A 20,313-nucleotide genomic window follows, 5' to 3' on the forward strand; every position below is an offset into this window, starting at 1 on the left:
GCTAACCATGGTATCGACCAAATAAGCTAGCGCTGTTAATCCCACCCATACCAAAAGAATTGTTTAGAAAAATATTAACTTCTTTTTTTACATTCCCAAAGGCACAAACATTTAATTCGACCTCGGGATCAAGGGTTTCGATATTATGTGATTGGTGGAATTCACCCTGCCTCATTTGCCAAATGGCTATCGCGGCTTCCACGCCACCAGATGACCACATCGTGTGCCCCAGCAAGGATTTTGGGGCATTGATAATCAGTTTTTCCGCATGCGTACCAAACACTTTTTTAATTGATTTTAATTCTACAATATCCCCTAATTTAGTAGAGGTGGCATGCGCACTGACATAATCAACTTGCTCTGGGGAGATATTGCATTTCTTTAGGACATCTTGAATAACCCGAACTTGCCCTTCATGAGAGGGATCGCCTAAATGGTTGGCATCAGAGTTAACATTGGCACCAAGAAGCTCAGCATAAATTCTAGCTCCCCGATTTTTGGCATGGTCTATTTGCTCAAGTATTAAGACTGCACCGCCTTCAGACGGCAGGAAGCCACTGCGATTTATGTCATAGGGACGACTGGCTTTGGTGGGAGTATCTTGATACTGGCTATAACAGATAGCGTCTAAAATCGTCAGCGAATGTAACATCATCGGGTGGAAAGAGGCCATTGGGCAAACAACGGCCATTACCTGTTTTTTTTCTACTGTAATTGCATTGATTGCCGCCTGAATAGCAATGTTCCCCGTAGCACAGGTGCCACCAACCAGATAGGCTAATCCTTTGGTATTTAATACCTGGGCCACAGAAGATGAATGGTCCGTATCAAGCGAATTTAACCCGGAAAAAGCATCAATAAATTCGGGTTCATCAGAGAAAATCTTTTGCTGATCAAGTAAATATTTATCAGAAAGGTTATGGCCCCCACAAATGACTCCGCAATCAAAAGGGTCAATAATTTGTTCAAATAACCCAGCGTCTAACCAGGCATCCATTGCCATCAATACTGAAAGTTGGACACCTGTGTTAGTTTGTTTAAAGACCTTCTCCGCACGGGCAAGCACGCTTTCTGGGATACGGTTTCTAAACGAGTGCAACTTGCTTTTAATATCATACTCAGGTAGCTGGCCGCCAATCTTTGAATAGATGTTGCTGGTATCAAAATTGCGCCAGTAACCAATGGCTGATTTTCCAGATAATAAATTATTGCCCACGAGATCTAATGTGTCACCAATGGGAGTATTAATGGCAATGCCTGTAACAACGATACGATCAGTAGACATAAAATTCTCCTTTTCCGATGGTTACGATCTGATCGTTAACCGTGATTTGAACAATGGCAGTGGCTATAAATGAGTCGTACTCTGTAATGCAGCAGCGAATAGTCATTAATTCACCGGGGTGTACTGCAGACAAATGAAAGACATCATAGACTCGAGTTCCCACCGCGTTAATAATATTATCCTCTACTGGTGGTATAGCCGTTTCATTTAACAGAAAATACATCAAAATAAGCGCGGTTTGAAACATGCTCTCTTGTTGCAATACACCTGGATATATAGGAACATTGGGGAAATGACCATCAAATACTGGTTTTTTTTCGTCTACTCTTCTTATTGCTTGTATTAACCTGAGCTCCAGATTGATCAGTTCCACATTGTCTACCATAAGAAATGGCTCACGATGCGGTATCATTTTTTTAATGACATCTTGTCCAAATGATGAATTCAACTCATTAGTAACATCGTTATTAAATAACAATTTCGTTTTTAAATTATTTAATTCAGTATTTTTCATATTTAAACATGGCCCATAAAAAGTGTTTGCCATCTGAACTTTACTTATATTTATCACGAAATTACTAGCCATTAATTTATGAGACATACTCCGCACGTCAGATTTTAAATCTTCTATAATATACACACCATAAACTTCAACTTAAATTGAATGTATCTTTAATTAAAAAGATAAAATATATCATCTAAAATCAATTATTAAATATAGCTTTTTTTTACATTCCCGTGATTAATCTGATAGATGATTTTTAATTCTCCACCTCGGGTGTACCATTCTCATTAAGGTCGACTAAATGTATCACCTACATGCCTGCCATCAATGACCGTTTCGCCAAGTGAACTAAAATATGCTCTCCAAAATAAGACCGCTTCTTCAGCATCTTCTTCGGAGGAAACGTTCTCTATTTCAAACACTTCGGAAATCTGAGGGTTCTGACTAACTTGCCAATCATGTAATATCTGATCTGGGCAAAGTTCTATCTGCTGCAATAAATACATTTCATGTGTTGGGATCGACTCGCACACATAATCAATGAACAGGCTATAATCGCGTGTCCCACAGACGCCATAAATGTGATAACAACCAGTACTTACCATCATATCGGCTCCTTTCTATTTAGTCACATCATAGTCATCTGCAATTCATATCCTACTTAAGAGATTATCGATAACTGGTTTAATAGAAAGTATATACAGTGTATTCAAGAATGCTAGTTGCATCCATAGATGCTGTAAAAGAGTCATTTTCTATTTAAATAAAACACAATTAATTGAAATAATTAGTTATTTAAGTTGTTTATTTGTTTTTTAAATAAGAATTATTGATGTTTTTTTTGGGAGAAAACTCAACTCCCCCACTAACTACAATTGATTATGTCGATTAATGCTGTAATTATGGTATTTAACACTGAGATATGTTTTTTACCATAAGAAATATTTCATATTAATATAACGGGCTGTGAAAATCATTTTCCCTAGTCTAGGGTATAGGAACAGTAAATTTCGGTGAATATGTAGGGTGTGAGTATTTTAAACTGTCATGTTTGTTTTAATTTTTGTTTTTAAATAAAAATTAACTGAAGTTGCCATAAGTGTATTTTTAAGGCAATGGCATGTATCGAGTTACACTCTATAAAAATAGGTATTACATGAAAAAAACAATATTGATAACGGGGGCGCTTTCTGGGATTGGGAATGCGGCGACTAAGCTATTCTCTGAAATGGGCTATAATGTCGTGTTTTCAGGTCGCCGACCCGAAGAAGGAGAAGTGATATTAAATTCCCTCAAACTCATTAATAAAGACGTACTTTATGTTAATGCTGATATGAATAGTGAATCAGATATAAAGCACCTTATCGAGATGACTCTGGAGCGATTCGACTCGTTGGATGTAGCTGTAAATTGTGCAGGCACGGTAGGTGAAACTGCAGAGATCCAAGCCGTAACCCAAGATAACTTTCATTTGGTATTCAATACCAACGTATTAGGTACTCTGCTGGCGATGAAATATCAAATTCCTGTGATGGTGGAAAGAGGAAAAGGTAGCATCATCAATATATCTTCAATTGCTGGTATCGTTGGCCTTCCTAACACTGGGATTTATGTTGCAAGTAAACACGCAATTGAGGGATTGACCAAAACAGCAGCTCTGGAAGTTGCAACTACTGGAGTTAGGGTTAATTCGATTTCCCCAGGGCCCGTAGAAGGAAAAATGTTTGATCGTTTTTTAGGCCATAGTGAAAACAATAAAAAGACATTTATAGAAATGATGCCAAACAAGCGTTTTACCACTCAGGAAGAGGTTGCACATACTATTGTTTTTCTTGCAGAAGATAACGTGACAGCTATTACTGGACAAACGATTACGATAGATGGTGGATACACAGCACAATAAGAAGAAAAGGCTTTTGTTGCAATAAGTGAAAATCAGGAGTGCGGGGGCTTCTGTCGCATTAAGGTGCAGAAAGGTAACATGCTGTTTTTTTAATGTTGCCTATTGCCATTCAGTCAAGTTATCTGCCAATCCAATAAACCGTGGAGGCTTTAATGACGACAACCCTTGATATTCTCAATAGTGCTAAAGACCTGGATCCTGCTGAGTATCGCGCGTTTTTTCTTCAAAGCAAGGCGCCCCTATTTTACGATCTGCGATTTCTTATCGCGGCTGAGCAATCACCGTTGTTAAACGTCAGTAAAATTTTCTATTTGCTTGCGCGAGACGAGGGGAGGCTGATTGCGCTGGTCCCGATTTATCTTCAAGAATTTCGGTCCGTTGATCCGTTAGGGTTATTGGTTTCCTCCACTAAGCTCTCGGTAGGATCTGAAGAGCGCGGACTGTTTAGTCATATTATACATTGTACGGATACCACGATACCGACGTTAAGTCACGACCCGAGTCTTTACGCACGAATATTCGATGCTATTACGGCTATCGCACAGGCTGAGCAGGCACGTTATTTCTGTTTTCTCAATGTACAGGATGGTGTGCTCTTGCGTGAGGCTCAACGTAATGGGCTAAATATAAACTACATGGCGGATAAATTTTCAATCGAACTGGATGCTTTTCCGGATTTTGACAGTTTTGTGCAGCCTTTGCCCAACTATGGGCATTACGAAATGATACGCCAGCTTCGTATCTTCAACCACAGCGATGCCAAAGTTCGAATACTTGCTCCTCCCTTTGATAATGAAATTGAGAAACTGGCCCGGTTGTATCATTTGACCACCAAACGGCTGGGGACGCCCTATTATTGGCCAGAATCACAATTGGCTGTTTTTTGCCATTTTTGCGGCGATTTGGTTCGCCTTATCGTCGTAGAACAGAACGGGCAAATTGTCAGCGGCTTTATCTGCTTCGAGGAAGACGGCGCTCTCCATGTCTGGTCGGCCGGCATGGATTTTGAGAGTTCCGATTTCAGCCCTTACACCTTGGGTGTGTCTGCCGTGTATCGCTATGCATTCGAAAGAGGAATTAATCTTATCGAGTGCGGCCGCTTGAATTCCCACATCAAGACTCACTTGGAGTTCAAACCGAAACGACTCTATTCCATCGTCAGCCAGGATCTGGGAATATCCGCCGCTACGCAGACTTCTCGGTCTCTACTGAAGCTGGCATCGCAACTGGATGGCGAGGTTCGTCTTGCTTCGCATCCCGCCTTTGATGAGTGGTATCTCACCAGCGTCTGGAATGGTCGAGGCCCAACACGTAGACCTGCTGGAATAGTACGCGCTGCGACTGAGGCCGATGTGATTCGCGCGGTTGTATTTGCCAAGGAGCGAAGCATGGAAGTGAGCGTGCGTGGAAGTGGGCACAATTACTCCGGTTGTTTTCTTCGCGTTGATACGCTGATGTTGGACATTTCCGGCTTGAAGGGACTTGATATCGATAGCCGGCGCAAACGCGCCATCGTTGAACCTGGGGTCAGTAGTGGTCAATTGAGTCATGCACTGGCGGCTAAAGGTTTGGCTTTTCCGACAGGGCATGTAAAAGAAGTGGGTATCAGCGGATTCCTGTTGGGGGGAGGGCTCGGGATCAACTGTAGCCAATGGGGAGGAATGAGCGTATTCAACGTACAAGCCTTGGACATTGTCACCGCAGACGGTCGTTTACGACATGTTTCCGAAACCCAGGAGCCAGACTTGTTCTGGGCCGCTCGTGGCGCTGGACCCTGTTCGTTTTTTGTTGTGACCCGTTTTTATCTCAGTTGCTACTCATTGCCTCGGGTAATAACCAACAGCTCATATACGCTACCTTTCACGCATTTGCACGATTTATTGGCGAGACTTGAAGACGCATCTCCCCCTACAAATCTTCAGGTGATGATGTCTGTCAGCCCCCCGACATCGGGTGGCACACCAACAGTGCTGTTAAATATTTTGGCGTTTACCGATAGCCCGCAAGAGGCGCAAGCGCTACGCGAATCTTTTGAAACCAGCCTAGAGCTGCCACTTACAGCCTTGGCCATCAATCAGCCCTCAAACTTCGAGGCCATTTACGAGCAGTTCAACAGCATGGTGGTATCAAAAAGGTTTTATGCCGACAATATCCTTACAGATAACACGCAAGAATTGGTTTCCATCCTATCCCGGTATTTATCAGACGCGCCGTCCCGGAGTACCCTTACAACGATTCTCTGGCGGGGTGTGACCACCTATCCGCAAGCAGCCTTTTCGGCACACGGCAAGTTCTTTGTATCGACCTACGCCCAGTGGGATGATGCAAAAGATGACAGTGTCAATCAATATTGGTTAAAACGGATGTATGACGAGCTTCAGGAGATTGCTCGTAGCAGTTATATCAACGAGTACGATCTTGAGACAAGGGCGGGCGAGACCAGCATGTGCTTCGCCGCAGAGAACTGGGAGAAACTGCAAAGACTCCGGCTTGAATACGATCCTGACGGCGTATTTGTTGAGGTGCAACAGTTGGAGGAGCATGGCGATCAGCCAGGAGCGAACAACTAAATGGAATGTCAGCGCCTTGGTCCACCGCTGGGTTATCCGCCTGGTGCCATTACTGGATAAGGCGTTTCGCCGACATAAACGCTAAGGAGGTCGTCTGTGGAGCATGGATGAAACCTATATCAAAATCAAATGGCAGTGGAAATATCTATACCGGGCGGTGGATACTTCAGGCCAGACCATCTACTTCCTGCTGACCACCAAACGTAATGCTGCAGCTGCATTACGTTTCTTTAGCAAGGCCATTAGACACCGCGATGAACCTGAAACAGTGACCATCGATAAAAGTGGCGCCAACACGGCAGCGCTGACAAACTAAAAGAAGAAACCATTACTGTTAGGCAGAACAAGTATCTGAATAACCTCGTTGAACAAGATCAACGGAATATCAAACGCCGTATACGACCCATGCAGGGATTCAAATCGTTTCGGCGGGCACAGACGATATTGGGAGGTATTGAGTTAGTTCACATGATACGTAAAGGGCAACTTCAGCATCCTACCGGAGAGGGATTATCACCGGCAGAACAATTTTATCTGTTGGCCGCCTAAATAACCGACAACGCAACTTTTGCCAACTTCATATCACTAATGCGACAGAGCCGTTTTGTTGGGTATTAAGATAGCCGTGCGCCATATCATAACGAATATGCTTAATATCCGTTTCAGTGAGGTGTTTATTATGACGGACCCCCACACTTTCCATATTGTGAATAGCCATGGCACCAGCGATAGAATCCCCCCTAGCCACACCATTGGCTAATATGGCATAGCGATCGCCTTTGCTGGCTAAAAAATCATACATCGGGCCGGGGTCTTTACTCTCCTTATTTGCTTCTAATAATTGCCGGGCGCAGACCAGATCGGCGGCATTAAGTTGTAACTTACCTGCATTGCTATTTTGCTGTAGCATAATTATCTTCCTTAACGTTTAATATGCGATAAAAGAAATTATTGAGTACTGCTAACAATGGCTCTCCATTGCGGTAATTTCTCTACTGTAAAAATGACTTCAACCAGTGAGCCTATTTCTGGCATCACAAAACGGGCCTCACAGATATAATATCTTTTCTCTAACGGCAGCCACTGACAGTCAAATACCACCGGCACTTGCCCGTTAACTTCTGCCCAGTAATAACCATTAATCGTCTTATCAAACCAATAAGGGCTATTCCTATCCTGTGGTTCTGCCCGGAATAATTTTCTGGTGGCTTTAACAAAAAACAGCCCTAATTCATTAATATAAACAACCGGATCAAAGGTTTTATTCTCGTATTTTCTAAGTCTAAGATAGGCATCGCGCATAAAAGCAACATCAGTATCAGATCGTCTATACGGCTCGACGCTGATTGCTAATCCCTCAAACCTCAGCCCCTGTTTATACCATTTCGATTTATCCCCCGGTTGCATATCCGGCCAACTGGCGATCATGGGTAAAGAGGTAAAATTGGCATCGCAGCCTTTTTTATTTTTAGTAAAGCCAGGCGTCCAGGAACTTTTCCCTTCATATTCTGCCCAGTAGATAATATATTCTTTAGGCACTTCCATTACATGACCATTAAATTTACCACAAACAAAACCGGGGCGGTTTTCGGCAAAACTGAGTGGTGACATTAGCAGAAAAGCCATTATCAATAATGTGACAAAATATCTCAATCGTGTTTTATCACATAACAAACTACTCATATTTATCTTAGGGAACATAATTACCTTCCTTAACGTTTAATATGCGATAAAAGAAATTGTTGGGTATTACTGACAATGGCTTGCCACTGTGGTAACTTTTCTGCTGTAAAAGAAACCTCAATAAGTGAGTCAATTTCCGGCATCACAAAAAGGGCCTCACACCTGTAATACCTTTTCTCCAACGGGAGCCAGACACAATCAAATATCACTGATATCCTCCCGTTAACTTCCGCCCAGTAATAACCATTAATATTCTCATCAAACCAATAAGACCAATAAGACCAATAAGACCAATAAGACCAATAAGACCAATAAGGATCATTTTTATCTGGCGGAGGGCCTCTATTTAATTTTTTGGTGGCTTTAACAAAAAACAACCCTAACTTATCGATATAAATAACTGGTTCAAAAGTTATATCATTTTGTTTTCTTAGAAAAAAATCACGCTTATAGGTGATATCAGTATCAGAACGTTTAAATGGTCTGACACTTATAATTAGCCCTTCATACTCCAGTCTTTGCTCATACCACAGATTCTGATCCCCCGGTTGCATATCCGGCCAACTGGCTATCATGGGTAAAGAGGTAAAATTGGCATCGCAGCCTTTTTTATTTTTAGTAAAGCCAGGTGTCCAGGAACTTTTCCCTTCATATTCCGCCCAGTAGATAATATATTCTTTAGGCACTTCCATTACATGAACATTAAATTTACCACAAACAAAACCGGGGCGATTTTCGGCAAAACTGAGTGGTGACATTAGCAGAAAAGCCATTATCAATAATATGATAAAATATCTCACCAGTGTTTTATCACATAACAAACTACTTATATTTATCTTAGGAAACATAATTACCTTCCTTAACGTTTAATATGCGATAAAAGAAATCCCCTAGTAGATGTGGATATTTCCTTACATTGCGGTAGTTTATTTTTATGAAAAGGAACATTAACCGACGATTGTATCTTTGGTAAAACAAACACAAGCCAGCAGTCAGGATAACATCTCATTTTTGGCATGTGATGGCATTTGATAATAATTGGCACTTAACATAACTAAAATATAAATAATTACGAATCATAATAAAACCGCCCGATTCAAGTAATTCAAAAAAATCGATATAAGTCAGCACCTACGCAGTTAAATAGATAAAGTGAAAATAACGCAAGTGTAAAAATAAAACAAGAGATAAAAATAAAACAACAGAGCAGCAATAAATATAAAACCAGGGTAATAAATAATATGAATATAATAAAAAAGGCGCAATTTAAATACGCGCCTTTATATTATAATCGAGAGTTATCGATTAACTACAAAATCTTAACCACATCCAGCCAGCCATGCTGACCGCACACCGGGCGACCATTCAACCAACGGCGCACCATATCCAGCGCCAGCATCGCACTGCTTTCCTGGCGAATACGCAGACCATGACGGCTGGCCTGATAACGTACTGTTTGAGCAAATGTTCCTTCAGGGGTATACAGAGCCACGCTCAGGTGATCATTTTGCATAGCGCCGACCGCCAGCACCACTTGCGCACCACACAACATAGATAACGATTGTGCACGGCAGGCAATCTCGTCTAATGTCTCCTGACAATGCGCCGGTAGCAATTCACCGCCCGCCAATGGCACACCAGCACTCTGCAACTGCCAGTTCATCAACCCGCCGGTAAATTGTTCGCTCACCGCCAGTCGCAAGCCGCGTTGGTTCAATTGCTCAGCTAACAATGCCGGCAACCCTCGCGTACCTTCAAATAGGGTGCTATCTCCCGCCACTTCCCTCACCTGCTGCCATACCTGTTCCATCGCCTGATGTTGCGAGGCAGGACCGGTCAGCTTCAATTCAATAATCGGCGCAGATGAACGGTAGCCTAACACCGCCCCCTCAGGGAGTCGCAGTGGGTCCAGTTCCTGTGCCAAATCACTTTCCGAGCGGCCAAAAGTGGTCATACGTAAGCATAATGGGGGTTCGGCCACATCAAAATGTTGGCGTAAACGTGGCATGATTTGCTGTTCAACCATTACTTTAAACTCTGATGGCACGCCGGGTGTGAAGAACATCAGGCACTTATTTAGCCGTAACGCGAAACCGCACGCCGTACCTACTGGGTTATCCAGCATTTCAGCATTAGCCGGAATATGTGCCTGTTTACGGTTAGTCGCCGACATCACCCTGCCGCGCTCATGGAAGAAAGCCTCCATACGTGCGATCCATTCCGGGTGTTCAACCAGCTCCGTTCCGGCGGCGCGTGCGGCGGCCAGAGCGCTCAGATCATCACTGGTTGGCCCCAGCCCGCCGTTGACAATCAACACATCAGCAACCTGACTGCGTTCGGTCAGCACTTCTATCAGTGCCGAAAGTGAGTCACCGACCGTTTCCCTACTGCTGATTGGCAAGCCTTGATTAAATAAATAGTCAGCCAGCCATGCCGCGTTGGTATCGATAATCTGCCCATGCAGCACTTCATCTCCGGTACTCAACATCTCAACTCTGATCATTTTTTTCTCCGTCAGTGCTTATATATTCACTTTATGAATCTGATTACATAAACACAACGTTTATCTATTATCTGAATAATTAACCCCGATAAAAGTCGACTCTTCAATACACCAACAAACGTAACTATAAGTTTACACCTTGCGTAACGTCCATTTGACACAAACAGGGCAATCCACTACCCTGCTGCACTCAATAATTCCAATAAATTGTCATGTAGTAGAGGAAAGCGTGAAGAATCGCACTCTGGGCAGTATATTTATCGTTGCCGGCACCACTATTGGTGCAGGTATGTTGGCGATGCCATTGGCAGCCGCAGGCGTGGGCTTTGGTGTCACACTTGCATTGCTTATTTCTCTTTGGATATTAATGTGTTACACCGCTTTACTGCTAGTTGAAGTTTATCAGCATGAAGCGGCAGATACCGGGCTTGGTACTTTGGCCAAACGCTATCTTGGCAACCGGGGCCAATGGTTGACTGGTTTCAGTATGATGTTTCTGATGTATGCCCTGACTGCTGCCTATATCAGCGGCGCCGGTGAATTACTGGCAACCAGTATCAGCCAATGGACGCAACAATCGTTTCCGACCTCACTCGGCGTATTACTGTTTACACTGGTCGCGGGCGGTGTGGTCTGTATCGGCACCCACTCAGTCGACTTATTCAATCGCATCTTATTTAGCGCCAAAATCATTTTTCTGATTGTGATGCTGGCACTGATGATGCCACATATCGAAAAAACCAACCTACTGACACTGCCGCTGGAACAAGGGTTGGCACTGTCCGCTATTCCGGTTATATTCACCTCATTTGGCTTCCACGGCAGTGTGCCGAGTATCGTCAATTACATGGGCGGTAATATTCGCAAGTTGCGCTGGGTATTTATTATCGGCAGCGCCATTCCGCTGGTTGCCTATATCTTCTGGCAGTTGACCACGCTTGGGGCTATTTCCTCTCATACCTTTGTCGGTATTTTGGCGCAACAGGCGGGTTTGAACGGCTTATTACAAGCGGTACGTGATGTCGTGGCCTCACCTCACGTTGAGCTGGCAGTACACCTGTTTGCAGATCTGGCGCTGGCTACCTCATTCCTTGGTGTGGCCTTAGGGTTGTTCGATTATCTGGCCGACTTATTTAAACGTCGTAATTCAGTACGAGGCCGCCTGCAAACAGGGGTTATCACCTTCACCCCCCCGCTGCTGTTTGCGCTGTTTTACCCGCGTGGCTTTATTATGGCATTGGGCTTTGCTGCGGTGGCGCTGTCAGTTCTGGCATTACTGCTGCCTGCAATGCTGGCGTGGAAAGCCCGTAAGGTCCATCAAGGGCACTATCGGGTCTGGGGTGGGAAACCAGCACTGGCTGCGGTATTTGCCTGTGGTGTGATGGTCATTGCTATTCAAGTGGGGATAGTGACTGGCGCATTACCGGCTGTCGGCTAATACCCTCCCCAATTAAAAGGGCGCATATCCTGTCAGGAATGCGCCCTTTTTTAATCAAATATTACTCATGTATTATCCAAAGTAATTGGAGTCGCAGGTAGGCAGCAAGCGAACGCATCCCAATGAGCTTACACAAGTAAGTGATTCGGGTTCGCAAGCGAAGCTAACACCCCTGTGGCTTCAAGAACGAAGGATAATCAAAATGCTAAGCCAGCGCCGATATACACGCCATCCGCCACACGGTTATCCCGATGTCCGTCTTTACCTTTCATATTGATATAGCTGTAACCGACATCCACGGTTAACGGGCGGAATACACTCCAGCGCAAGCCACCGTTAGCTTCGCTATAGGATTTCATGCCACTGGTCAGCTCTTCCGGGGCGAAATAACCTTCACCGTACAGAGTGAACGATTTGTTGATCGGATAGGTTAACCCACCGCCAATCGCAATTGCACCACCGCTGCTACCGTCTTCCGGTGACATATAGATACCCTTGCCACCGACTGTTGCCATCATTGGGCCGAGGGGGAGGTTGAAGCCCAGCCCCAGTCCGTAGACATCACCATCGTGATCACTACGTGCCCAGTTACCATTGATAGCCAAACCGCCAGTGTTGGTGCCCATGCCAAAACCTAAATTAGTGTAATCACTGCCGACTTCACCATTAAAACTCACGGCACTGGCGGAACCCGCCACAAACAGCAGGCTGGCTGCACACGCGATTAAATGCTTTTTCATATTTTTCTCTCGTTATTCGTGATGTCACCCGTGAGCAAACTCTGGCCGACAGGTTTTTCCTGTCCGAGTTTAACCGAAAAAAACAGCATAAACATACCAAAAACCGATTAAATACCACAGTAATTCAAATGATTGTAAATATTTAAGCTATAGGTCCGTATTATGCTAACAATAACAACGATAAGGTATGCCTATTTGCTGAATACAACCAATAAGGCTACAACTAGTGTGGAGATCAAAGAATAACCCCTTGTTGTTGTTTAAATTATTATTTTGTCAATCAGGCTTTTGGCGCGATGTAATGCTGTAAAACACCTAAGAAAGCAATCAATTCAACAGCCATACTGGAGAAAATGATGAGCAAAAAGAAAGGATTAACTACTGCCGCGGGCGCACCCGTTGTTGATAATAATAATGTCGTTACTGCGGGCCGACGTGGACCAATGCTATTACAAGATGTGTGGTTTCTGGAAAAACTGGCCCATTTCGATCGTGAAGTGATCCCAGAACGCCGCATGCATGCTAAAGGCTCCGGTGCCTACGGTACCTTTACTGTTACCCACGATATTACCCGATATACCCGCGCAAAGATTTTCGCAGAAATAGGCAAACAAACCGAAATGTTTGTCCGCTTCTCAACGGTGGCTGGTGAACGTGGTGCTGCCGATGCCGAACGTGATATTCGTGGCTTCGCCATGAAATATTATACCGAGGAAGGGAACTGGGATTTAGTGGGTAACGATACGCCGGTGTTCTATCTACGTGACCCGCTGAAGTTCCCTGACCTGAACCACGTGGTTAAACGTGACCCTCGCACTAACCTGCGCAACCCTATTTATAAGTGGGATTTCTTCTCCCAACTCCCTGAGTCTCTGCATCAGTTAACGATCGATTTCAGTGACCGTGGTCTGCCAAAATCTTATCGTCATATGCATGGGTTCAGCAGCCATACCTTCAGTTTTATCAATACCAATAATGAGCGTTTCTGGGTTAAATTCCATTTCCGCTGCCAGCAAGGCATTGAAAACCTTATGGATGATGAGGCTGAAAAACTGGTTGGAACTGATCGGGAAAGCTCCCAACGTGACCTGTATGACGCTATTGAGCGTAAAGACTTCCCGCGCTGGAATCTACAAATTCAGGTGATGCCAGAACATGAAGCCTCACAAACACCTTACAACCCGTTTGATCTGACCAAAGTGTGGCCACACGGCGATTACCCACTGATTGATGTTGGTTTCTTCGAACTGAACCGTAACCCGGAAAACTACTTTGCCGAAGTTGAGCTAGCGGCATTTAATCCAGCTAACGTGGTGCCGGGGGTGAGTTTCTCCCCTGATCGGATGTTACAAGGCCGGCTGTTCTCCTACGGCGACGCTGCACGCTATCGCTTAGGTGTGAACCATCATCAGATCCCTGTCAACAGTGCTAAATGCCCGTTCCATAACTACCATCGCGATGGCGCAATGCGTGTTGATGGTAACAGTGGTAATGGTGCAACTTATGAGCCAAACAGTTTTGGCCTGTTCCAGGAACAACCTGATTTCAGCGAACCGCCATTAACACTGGAAGGCGCAGCAGATCACTGGAATCACCGTGAGGATGATGATTACTTCTCCCAGCCACGGGCGTTGTTTAACCTGCTGAGTGAAGAGGAGCATCAGCGGATGTTTACCCGCATTGCCGGTGAGTTGTCACAAGTACCGGAAGAGATTCAGCGCCGTCAGGTGGCGTTGTTTACTCAGGTTCACCCGGATTATGGTGATGGGGTTAAAAAGGCGCTGGGGCTAAATTAGCATTATTATTGTAACCGATTAGGTGATCAGCTCAATTGATGGTTGCCGGCGATCAGGTTCGGTTGTTAAAGCACCGAGTTAACAACCGAACCCTGTCACCTAATCGTCTATCAACCGAACCCGATCATCAAATCAACTTAGCCACAAAATCAATAACCGCCTGTCTGGATACCTTAATCCCCCCCTGCTTAAGCGCCGCCGGTAAGCGGTAAAACGCAATTGGTCGTTGGAATACCGCCAATTGTGGTATCAGCCAATCTGATAAACTCACCTCATCCACCTCATCGGCAGCATCTATCACCGCGACCGGTCGGTGGCCGAATTCAGCATCAACCATCGGCACGACGAAAGCTTGTTGTATCCCCGGATACTGTGACAAAACCCGCTCAATATCCTCCGGCTGAATGCCCTCGCCACCACTGAAAAACAGATTATCCAACCGCCCGAGAATATGCAGTTCACCTTGCCGCCACATCCCGCGATCACGGGTATGAAACCACCCTTCGCTGTCGGTTATGGGCTGCAACTTTCCCTGCTGCCAGTAACCCGCCGCAAGGCAATCTGCTTTTATCCATACTTCATCTGCTACCAGTTTTACCTCGCGCCCCGCCAGCGCAACCCCCACACCGGGCAAGCCATCGGCACGTTTGGCACAAACCGTTGAGGCCGACTCCGTCAGCCCATAACCGCACCAGCAGCGGATGCCACGGGTTTCGGCATGCTCCGTCAGCGCAGTTGGAATAGCCGCGCCCCCCAACAAAACCTCTTTCAGTGTTAGACGAGTGTCAGTGTTCGCTAACAAACGCCACAGTTGGGTTGGCACCAACGATGCATGGCTACATCCGGCCAGAGCATCATGCAATGCCATCCCCTCCTGCACCACCAAAGTGGCCCCGGCACTCAGCCAGCGCCAGACAATACCCTGCCCCGAAACATGAAACAGCGGTAACGACAGCAACCAGCTATCCGTCGAGGTGAAACTCATCAGCTTTAATATGCCATCGGCGCTAACCAGATGCGCCGCCAGCGAATGCACTGCGGCTTTGGGCAAACCGGAAGAGCCCGACGTTAATGTCATCGTCGCCAGCCGTAGACTATCCCAGACAACCGGTGTCATAACGGAGTTATCGGTATCAAGTACCAGTGGCGTGAAGCAGAGAGCCGCTGACAGCGGGGCTGCCAGGTTCAGCACAAAATCAATATCCAACTGGGGCAGAAGCTGTGCCAGCAACGCATCAGGTAACTGTGGATTGAGCGGTAAAACGCGCGCGCCACACTGCAATGCCGCCAGATAGGCCATCAACAATGTGTGACTATTCTTACCACGCAGCACCACACCACTACCGGGGGCGACACCTTGCAGTTGAAAACCTGCCGCCAGGCTATCGATATCAGCCGCCAATTGTTGCCAACTGATCAGTTGTGACCCCGAGCGGATGGCGATCGCCTGAGGTCGCAGATTGGCCCAGTATTTCCAAGGAGAAGAGTAAGTCCAGGGAGAAGAATATTGCCAGGGCCAATCATTCAACTGTGCCATAGAACGGCCAACTGTTCGGTTGTCACCATAGGCAAGGGACTCTCCGGCCACGGACGGACTAACTGTGCCTGCATCAGGTTCAGTGTATCCAACCCCGGCACGGTATCCGGTGTCAGCCAATCAGCCAGCCGTGCCAGTTGGGTTAAGCCAAGACTGGATTCAATGCTGGAACTGATCACCGCCACTAATCCCGCCTGATGCGCTTGCTGCACCAGTTGCTGACAGCGGCTGATGCTGCCCACCAGCGTCGGTTTGATAACAATCGCTACCACGCCGGGTTCGGCTTCAACCTTAAAATCAGCCTCGCGCACACTCTCATCCCACGCGATAGCAATCCCCGTGTCACGGGCAAACTCTCGAGACTCGGCGCGGGTTTTACAAGGTTCTTCCAAAAATGCAATGCGTGCACGCAGTTCAGGATTGACATATTTCGCAAACCCATCAGCTTTCGCCCGCGTCCAACTACGATTGGCATCCAGCCGTAGTGTTAAATCCGGCAAAGCTTCCAGCAGCACATTAACAATCATGCCATCACGCACCGCTTCATACAGCCCGACTTTCACCTTGGCGACTTTTTCCCCAGGCAGTGCTTGTAACACTGCAAATAGCTCATCTGGATCACCGGTGCACAGTGGTGCTTTGCGGTAATTTGCCGCTAATGGCAGCGTTTGATTCAGCTCCGCCAGCGCACAACTAAGGCCAAAAGCAACTGATGGCAAAGCATCAAATTCAGGTTCTGCCCCATTCACCCAGTTTTGCAGCCAATGCTGTGTCACAACCTGAGCTTCAGGCAGGGTTTCCTGGCTGAACTCCGGTAAGGGGGCAATTTCTCCCCAGCCAATCCGGTCGCCCTGCTGTAATTTAACCAATAGCCCATCGCGGCTTTTCAGCCGCTGGTGGCGCAATATCACTCCCGCTTCCATCGGAAGGCTATAGTGGTAAAGCGTGGCCGCGCGCATTACGGATTACGCTTGAATTTGCTGAAGTCCGGCTGGCGTTTCTCATTGAATGCGTTACGCCCTTCCTGACCTTCGTCGGTCATATAGAACAGCATCGTGGCGTTACCGGCCAACTCTTGCAGACCCGCCTGACCATCACAGTCAGCATTCAATGCGGCTTTCAGGCAGCGCAGTGCCATGGGGCTGTTTTGCAGCATTTCACGACACCAACGCACGGTTTCACGTTCCAGTTCAGCGATAGGTACCACGGTATTCACCAGCCCCATATCCAAGGCTTGTTTAGCATCATATTGGCGGCACAGGAACCAGATTTCACGCGCTTTTTTCTGGCCGACAATACGCGCCATATAGGCCGCACCCCAGCCGCCATCGAATGAACCGACTTTTGGCCCGGTCTGGCCGAAAATAGCGTTATCGGCGGCGACGGTTAAGTCACACATCATGTGTAATACATGACCGCCACCAATGGAATAACCCGCGACCATTGCCACGACTGGTTTCGGGCAGGTGCGGATCTGGCGCTGGAAATCCAACACATTCAGATGATGGACGCCACTGGTGTCTTTATAACCGCCGTAGTCGCCACGGACTTTCTGATCACCGCCGGAACAGAACGCTTTATCACCTTCGCCAGTCAAAATGATCACCCCGATATTGTCGTCATAGCGGGCATCAGCCAGCGCCTGAATCATCTCTTTAACCGTTAACGGGCGGAATGCGTTACGCACATGGGGGCGGTTGATGGTTATCTTGGCAATACCATCGCTGGATTTGTGATAACGAATATCTTCAAATCCAGTAGAGCAATCCTGCCAGTCGATAGCGGCGTACAACTGTTCTTCGCTCGGATAAAGCATAGTAAGCATTCCTTTAACGGGGGAGTGACAAAAATGAAGACTGTGATAAAAATGAAAGTACCTGCGCGGCAAAAGCACCGGGATTCGCCCGATGTGCATTGTGTCCGGCACGTGCCAGTGTGCGTAATGGCAACTGGTATTGAACAGCCAATTGCTGGAATTTATGGTCGCGATCGCCACACAGATAAGTGTAAGGGACCGTGAGCCGTTGTAACGCCGGTAGCAGCCAAGGTTGATGGCCGAGTGACGTTGCTTCGAGCATATCAGCGACTGATGGGCCATGATTGTCCGCCCGCAGTAACACCAATTTCTCGCGCTGTTGTGGGTCTAAATCAGCAAATACATCCTGTTGATACCAGTCAGCCAGCACCTGCGGCAACGGCTCTTGGCGAAAACGCTGGCCCCACAGGCGGTCTTGCTGCAAGCGTTTTTCACGCAATTCAGTGCTTTCCAGCCCGAGGTTACCCCCTTCGACCAATAAGCCCTGCAAACCATGATGGCTACCATAGCAGGCGTGATACATCGCAATTCGCCCCCCTAAAGAGTAGCCTGCCAGCCAATATTCGCGAATACCGTTAGCCTGTAACGTTTGTACTAACTGACGGCTGATATCCGCAAAACCACAGGTAGTCTCGGCGGCCGATTTACCGTGGCCGGGCAGGTCTATCAGCAGCGAGGGATAACCGCCACATAACTCAGCAACCGGCAACCAATCCAGACCACTGCCTAACAAACCATGTAACCACACCAACCATGGCCCACTATGATGCCGGGCGGGAGACTGCGGGTGGGGATCGAGCTTACGGCAAGCCAGCGTCATAATTGGGCCACCTGTTGCACCAGTTGTTGCAGTGTTTCTGCCCCCTGACTGGGCGGCACCACGATTTCAATCAATGTAACGCCACCTTGCAACCAGCATTGCGCCACCTGTTGTTGGAGCTGGGGCCAGCTATCCGGTCGAGCATAATGCAGACTGAACATAGCTGCGGCGTGCTCAAAACTCACATCTTGCGGCATACAATAAAAGCGCTGGCGGTCTGCTTCTGGGGTAGGCAACAACGAGAAAATCTGCCCGCCATTATTGTTCACCACCAGCAGCACCGTAGGGGCCGAGCTTTGGCGCAATAAGGCGAGAGCATTAAGGTCATATAAGGCCGATAAATCACCCACGATAACCAACGTCGGCTTAGCGGTTGCACGCTGAACACCGGCTGCCGTTGACAATAAACCGTCGATGCCACTGGCACCACGGTTACTGTAAACCGGATAGCCAGCAGGCAGTTGGCCCAACGCATCAATCAAACGCACAATTAAACTGTTACCGACAAACAACTGACCATTATCCGGCAATAATTCTGCCAGTTGATGCGCGACCGCGGCTTCGCTAAATTGCTCATTCAAGGCTTCAGCCACATGGGCTTGAGCATTCTCCGAGCAGACGGTCAGCTCACCGGCCCACGGCGTGCGACGCTGTGCTGGATGTTCCTCCAGCCATGTATTCACCGGTGAAATAATTCTGCGGCCACGATGATTCGCCGGATCGAGGCGACCGGGCAGGTTATCGACCAACCAGTACTCTTGCGGCTGACACCCAGCCTGCCATTGCAACAGCCGTTTACCGGTCAGGCTGCTACCCAATTGCAGCACAATCTGCGCCTGCGAGAGAATAGTTTTAGCGGTGGGATGCCCAAGCCATAAGTCAGCACAAGGTAGCGGCTGACCGGTTTGTGACAACACATCACCGATCAGCGGCCAACCGAGCAGAGCAGCCCATTCAGCCAGTAGCTGCCCCTCTTGTGCCGTCATGCGCCCGGCAATCACCACTCCGCGCTTTTGTCGCCAGAAAAACCAGTCCGCTTGCTGGCCTTGTGACACAGATAAGGATTGACGCAGCCACGGATGGCACTCCTGCCACCAGTCGCCTAAGGTGGCAGACCATTCGGCATAGGCGTGCTCATCACCACCATACAAGGGTTCGGCAAACGGGCAGTTAATGTGCAAGCCACCGTGCTGTAATTGTGCCATCGCATTATCGAGTGTGGAAACCAGCCAACTGGCAGAAATATCGGGGGTCGGACGCGGCAGATTGAGGCTTAGTGTAGGGTGGCTGGCAAACAGCCCTTGTTGACGAATAGCCTGATTGGCACCGCAATCAATCAATTCTGGCGGACGATCTGCGGTCAATAACACCAGCCGCTCACCGGTTAGCCCGGCTTCAATCAGAGCAGGATAAAGATTGGCGGCGGCAGTACCGGAAGTGACAATAACGGCCACAGGCTCGGTGGAAGCTTTTGCTAGACCTAAGGCCAAATGGCCCAAACCGCGCTCATCAAAATGGGTATGACAAACCAGCGCAGGATTGGCCGCTGCCGCCAGTGTTAACGGCGTCGAGCGGGAGCCGGGAGCAATACAGATATGACGCACACCGTGGCGGGTCAAGGCTTCCAGTAGCAACGCCGCCCAACGACGGTTAAAAACACTTGTCGACATGGTTCGCTCAACAGTCAGTTAACAGACACTGCGACCCCGATAATCAA

Annotated in this window: 16 protein-coding genes and 2 pseudogenes; 5 read left to right on the forward strand and 13 right to left on the reverse strand. The window is 47.2% G+C overall.

The features are described 5' to 3' along the window. Nucleotide 1: 1 nt before the first annotated feature. The 3 genes from ACWJJO_RS15010 to ACWJJO_RS15020 form a co-directional block, all read right to left on the reverse strand. Nucleotides 2-1,285, reverse strand: a complete 1,284-nt coding sequence (locus ACWJJO_RS15010) for a beta-ketoacyl-[acyl-carrier-protein] synthase family protein (protein WP_083158286.1) — start codon at nucleotides 1,283-1,285, stop codon at nucleotides 2-4. After that, nucleotides 1,275-1,799, reverse strand: a complete 525-nt coding sequence (locus ACWJJO_RS15015) for a 3-hydroxyacyl-ACP dehydratase FabZ family protein (RefSeq protein ID WP_481091596.1) — start codon at nucleotides 1,797-1,799, stop codon at nucleotides 1,275-1,277. Before ACWJJO_RS15015 ends, ACWJJO_RS15010 begins: the two co-directional genes overlap by 11 nt. Before the next feature lie 278 nt (nucleotides 1,800-2,077). Beyond that, complete coding sequence (locus tag ACWJJO_RS15020) at nucleotides 2,078-2,296, reverse strand: hypothetical protein (protein ID WP_050691900.1); 219 nt, start codon at nucleotides 2,294-2,296, stop codon at nucleotides 2,078-2,080. Nucleotides 2,297-2,946: 650 nt separating this feature from the next. Here ACWJJO_RS15020 and ACWJJO_RS15025 point away from each other — a divergent pair. The 3 genes and pseudogenes from ACWJJO_RS15025 to ACWJJO_RS15035 all read left to right on the forward strand — a co-directional run. Then, entirely contained in the window at nucleotides 2,947-3,693 is a 747-nt protein-coding gene (locus ACWJJO_RS15025; RefSeq protein WP_083163536.1) for an SDR family NAD(P)-dependent oxidoreductase, read from the forward strand. A 152-nt stretch (nucleotides 3,694-3,845) separates the two neighbouring features. Next, nucleotides 3,846-6,263: a GNAT family N-acetyltransferase gene (locus tag ACWJJO_RS15030; protein ID WP_083158285.1), complete on the forward strand. Its 2,418-nt coding sequence runs from the start codon at nucleotides 3,846-3,848 to the stop codon at nucleotides 6,261-6,263. A 19-nt stretch (nucleotides 6,264-6,282) separates the two neighbouring features. Next, nucleotides 6,283-6,812 (forward strand): annotated as a pseudogene (locus ACWJJO_RS15035) (IS6 family transposase); the annotation flags it as partial. A 52-nt stretch (nucleotides 6,813-6,864) separates the two neighbouring features. On the opposite strand, the pseudogene ACWJJO_RS15040 reads toward ACWJJO_RS15035, so the two are convergent. The 4 genes and pseudogenes from ACWJJO_RS15040 to ACWJJO_RS15055 all read right to left on the reverse strand — a co-directional run. Further along, a pseudogene (locus ACWJJO_RS15040) lies at nucleotides 6,865-7,173 on the reverse strand (hypothetical protein); the annotation flags it as partial. Between the two features lie 38 nt (nucleotides 7,174-7,211). After that, nucleotides 7,212-7,889, reverse strand: coding sequence for a hypothetical protein (locus ACWJJO_RS15045; RefSeq protein WP_481091597.1), 678 nt, complete (start codon nucleotides 7,887-7,889; stop codon nucleotides 7,212-7,214). Nucleotides 7,890-7,975: 86 nt separating this feature from the next. Further along, nucleotides 7,976-8,794: a hypothetical protein gene (locus tag ACWJJO_RS15050; protein WP_481091197.1), complete on the reverse strand. Its 819-nt coding sequence runs from the start codon at nucleotides 8,792-8,794 to the stop codon at nucleotides 7,976-7,978. Nucleotides 8,795-9,255: 461 nt separating this feature from the next. After that, on the reverse strand, nucleotides 9,256-10,449 hold the full coding sequence (locus ACWJJO_RS15055) for a nicotinamide mononucleotide deamidase-related protein YfaY (RefSeq protein WP_420073451.1): 1,194 nt from the start codon (nucleotides 10,447-10,449) through the stop codon (nucleotides 9,256-9,258). Between the two features lie 229 nt (nucleotides 10,450-10,678). On the opposite strand from ACWJJO_RS15055, the gene tyrP reads away from it, so the two are divergent. Then, nucleotides 10,679-11,887 (forward strand): tyrosine transporter TyrP, encoded by a 1,209-nt coding sequence (gene tyrP, locus ACWJJO_RS15060; protein ID WP_083158282.1) that lies wholly within the window; start codon nucleotides 10,679-10,681, stop codon nucleotides 11,885-11,887. 197 nt (nucleotides 11,888-12,084) lie between these two features. On the opposite strand, the gene ACWJJO_RS15065 is transcribed toward tyrP, so the two are convergent. After that, a complete protein-coding gene (locus tag ACWJJO_RS15065; protein WP_481091198.1) occupies nucleotides 12,085-12,627 on the reverse strand; it encodes a YfaZ family outer membrane protein in 543 nt (180 codons plus the stop codon). 356 nt (nucleotides 12,628-12,983) lie between these two features. Between ACWJJO_RS15065 and ACWJJO_RS15070 the strand changes: the two genes are divergently transcribed. Then, on the forward strand, nucleotides 12,984-14,423 hold the full coding sequence (locus tag ACWJJO_RS15070) for a catalase (RefSeq protein WP_481091199.1): 1,440 nt from the start codon (nucleotides 12,984-12,986) through the stop codon (nucleotides 14,421-14,423). A gap of 127 nt (nucleotides 14,424-14,550) precedes the next feature. Here ACWJJO_RS15070 and menE read toward each other — a convergent pair whose 3' ends face one another. The 5 genes from menE to menD are packed head-to-tail and all read right to left on the reverse strand — an operon-like array spanning nucleotide 14,551 to nucleotide 20,266. Then, nucleotides 14,551-15,960: an o-succinylbenzoate--CoA ligase gene (gene menE, locus ACWJJO_RS15075; RefSeq protein ID WP_083158279.1), complete on the reverse strand. Its 1,410-nt coding sequence runs from the start codon at nucleotides 15,958-15,960 to the stop codon at nucleotides 14,551-14,553. Next, nucleotides 15,948-16,919, reverse strand: coding sequence for an o-succinylbenzoate synthase (menC, locus tag ACWJJO_RS15080; RefSeq protein WP_481091200.1), 972 nt, complete (start codon nucleotides 16,917-16,919; stop codon nucleotides 15,948-15,950). Before menC ends, menE begins: the two co-directional genes overlap by 13 nt. Then, on the reverse strand, nucleotides 16,919-17,776 hold the full coding sequence (gene menB, locus ACWJJO_RS15085; protein WP_005191245.1) for a 1,4-dihydroxy-2-naphthoyl-CoA synthase: 858 nt from the start codon (nucleotides 17,774-17,776) through the stop codon (nucleotides 16,919-16,921). The genes menC and menB overlap by 1 nt, the downstream gene beginning before the upstream one ends. A gap of 13 nt (nucleotides 17,777-17,789) precedes the next feature. Next, nucleotides 17,790-18,599: a 2-succinyl-6-hydroxy-2,4-cyclohexadiene-1-carboxylate synthase gene (menH, locus tag ACWJJO_RS15090; RefSeq protein WP_481091598.1), complete on the reverse strand. Its 810-nt coding sequence runs from the start codon at nucleotides 18,597-18,599 to the stop codon at nucleotides 17,790-17,792. Then, entirely contained in the window at nucleotides 18,593-20,266 is a 1,674-nt protein-coding gene (menD, locus tag ACWJJO_RS15095; RefSeq protein ID WP_442820702.1) for a 2-succinyl-5-enolpyruvyl-6-hydroxy-3-cyclohexene-1-carboxylic-acid synthase, read from the reverse strand. The genes menH and menD overlap by 7 nt, the downstream gene beginning before the upstream one ends. Nucleotides 20,267-20,313 lie beyond the last annotated feature (47 nt).

Source organism: Yersinia antarctica (genome assembly GCF_056636475.1).

What these genes read in the sequence shown, in the direction of transcription:
- ACWJJO_RS15010 (WP_083158286.1), bottom strand. Translation starts at nt 1,285, where the DNA reads ATGTCTACTGATCGTATCGTTGTTACAGGCATTGCCATTAATACTCCC.
- ACWJJO_RS15015 (WP_481091596.1), bottom strand. Translation starts at nt 1,799, where the DNA reads ATGAAAAATACTGAATTAAATAATTTAAAAACGAAATTGTTATTTAAT.
- ACWJJO_RS15020 (WP_050691900.1), bottom strand. Translation starts at nt 2,296, where the DNA reads ATGTATTTATTGCAGCAGATAGAACTTTGCCCAGATCAGATATTACAT.
- ACWJJO_RS15025 (WP_083163536.1), top strand. Translation starts at nt 2,947, where the DNA reads ATGAAAAAAACAATATTGATAACGGGGGCGCTTTCTGGGATTGGGAAT.
- ACWJJO_RS15030 (WP_083158285.1), top strand. Translation starts at nt 3,846, where the DNA reads ATGACGACAACCCTTGATATTCTCAATAGTGCTAAAGACCTGGATCCT.
- ACWJJO_RS15045 (WP_481091597.1), bottom strand. Translation starts at nt 7,889, where the DNA reads ATGGCTTTTCTGCTAATGTCACCACTCAGTTTTGCCGAAAACCGCCCC.
- ACWJJO_RS15050 (WP_481091197.1), bottom strand. Translation starts at nt 8,794, where the DNA reads ATGTTTCCTAAGATAAATATAAGTAGTTTGTTATGTGATAAAACACTG.
- ACWJJO_RS15055 (WP_420073451.1), bottom strand. Translation starts at nt 10,449, where the DNA reads ATGATCAGAGTTGAGATGTTGAGTACCGGAGATGAAGTGCTGCATGGG.
- ACWJJO_RS15065 (WP_481091198.1), bottom strand. Translation starts at nt 12,627, where the DNA reads ATGAAAAAGCATTTAATCGCGTGTGCAGCCAGCCTGCTGTTTGTGGCG.
- ACWJJO_RS15070 (WP_481091199.1), top strand. Translation starts at nt 12,984, where the DNA reads ATGAGCAAAAAGAAAGGATTAACTACTGCCGCGGGCGCACCCGTTGTT.
- menE (WP_083158279.1), bottom strand. Translation starts at nt 15,960, where the DNA reads ATGGCACAGTTGAATGATTGGCCCTGGCAATATTCTTCTCCCTGGACT.
- menC (WP_481091200.1), bottom strand. Translation starts at nt 16,919, where the DNA reads ATGCGCGCGGCCACGCTTTACCACTATAGCCTTCCGATGGAAGCGGGA.
- menB (WP_005191245.1), bottom strand. Translation starts at nt 17,776, where the DNA reads ATGCTTTATCCGAGCGAAGAACAGTTGTACGCCGCTATCGACTGGCAG.
- menD (WP_442820702.1), bottom strand. Translation starts at nt 20,266, where the DNA reads ATGTCGACAAGTGTTTTTAACCGTCGTTGGGCGGCGTTGCTACTGGAA.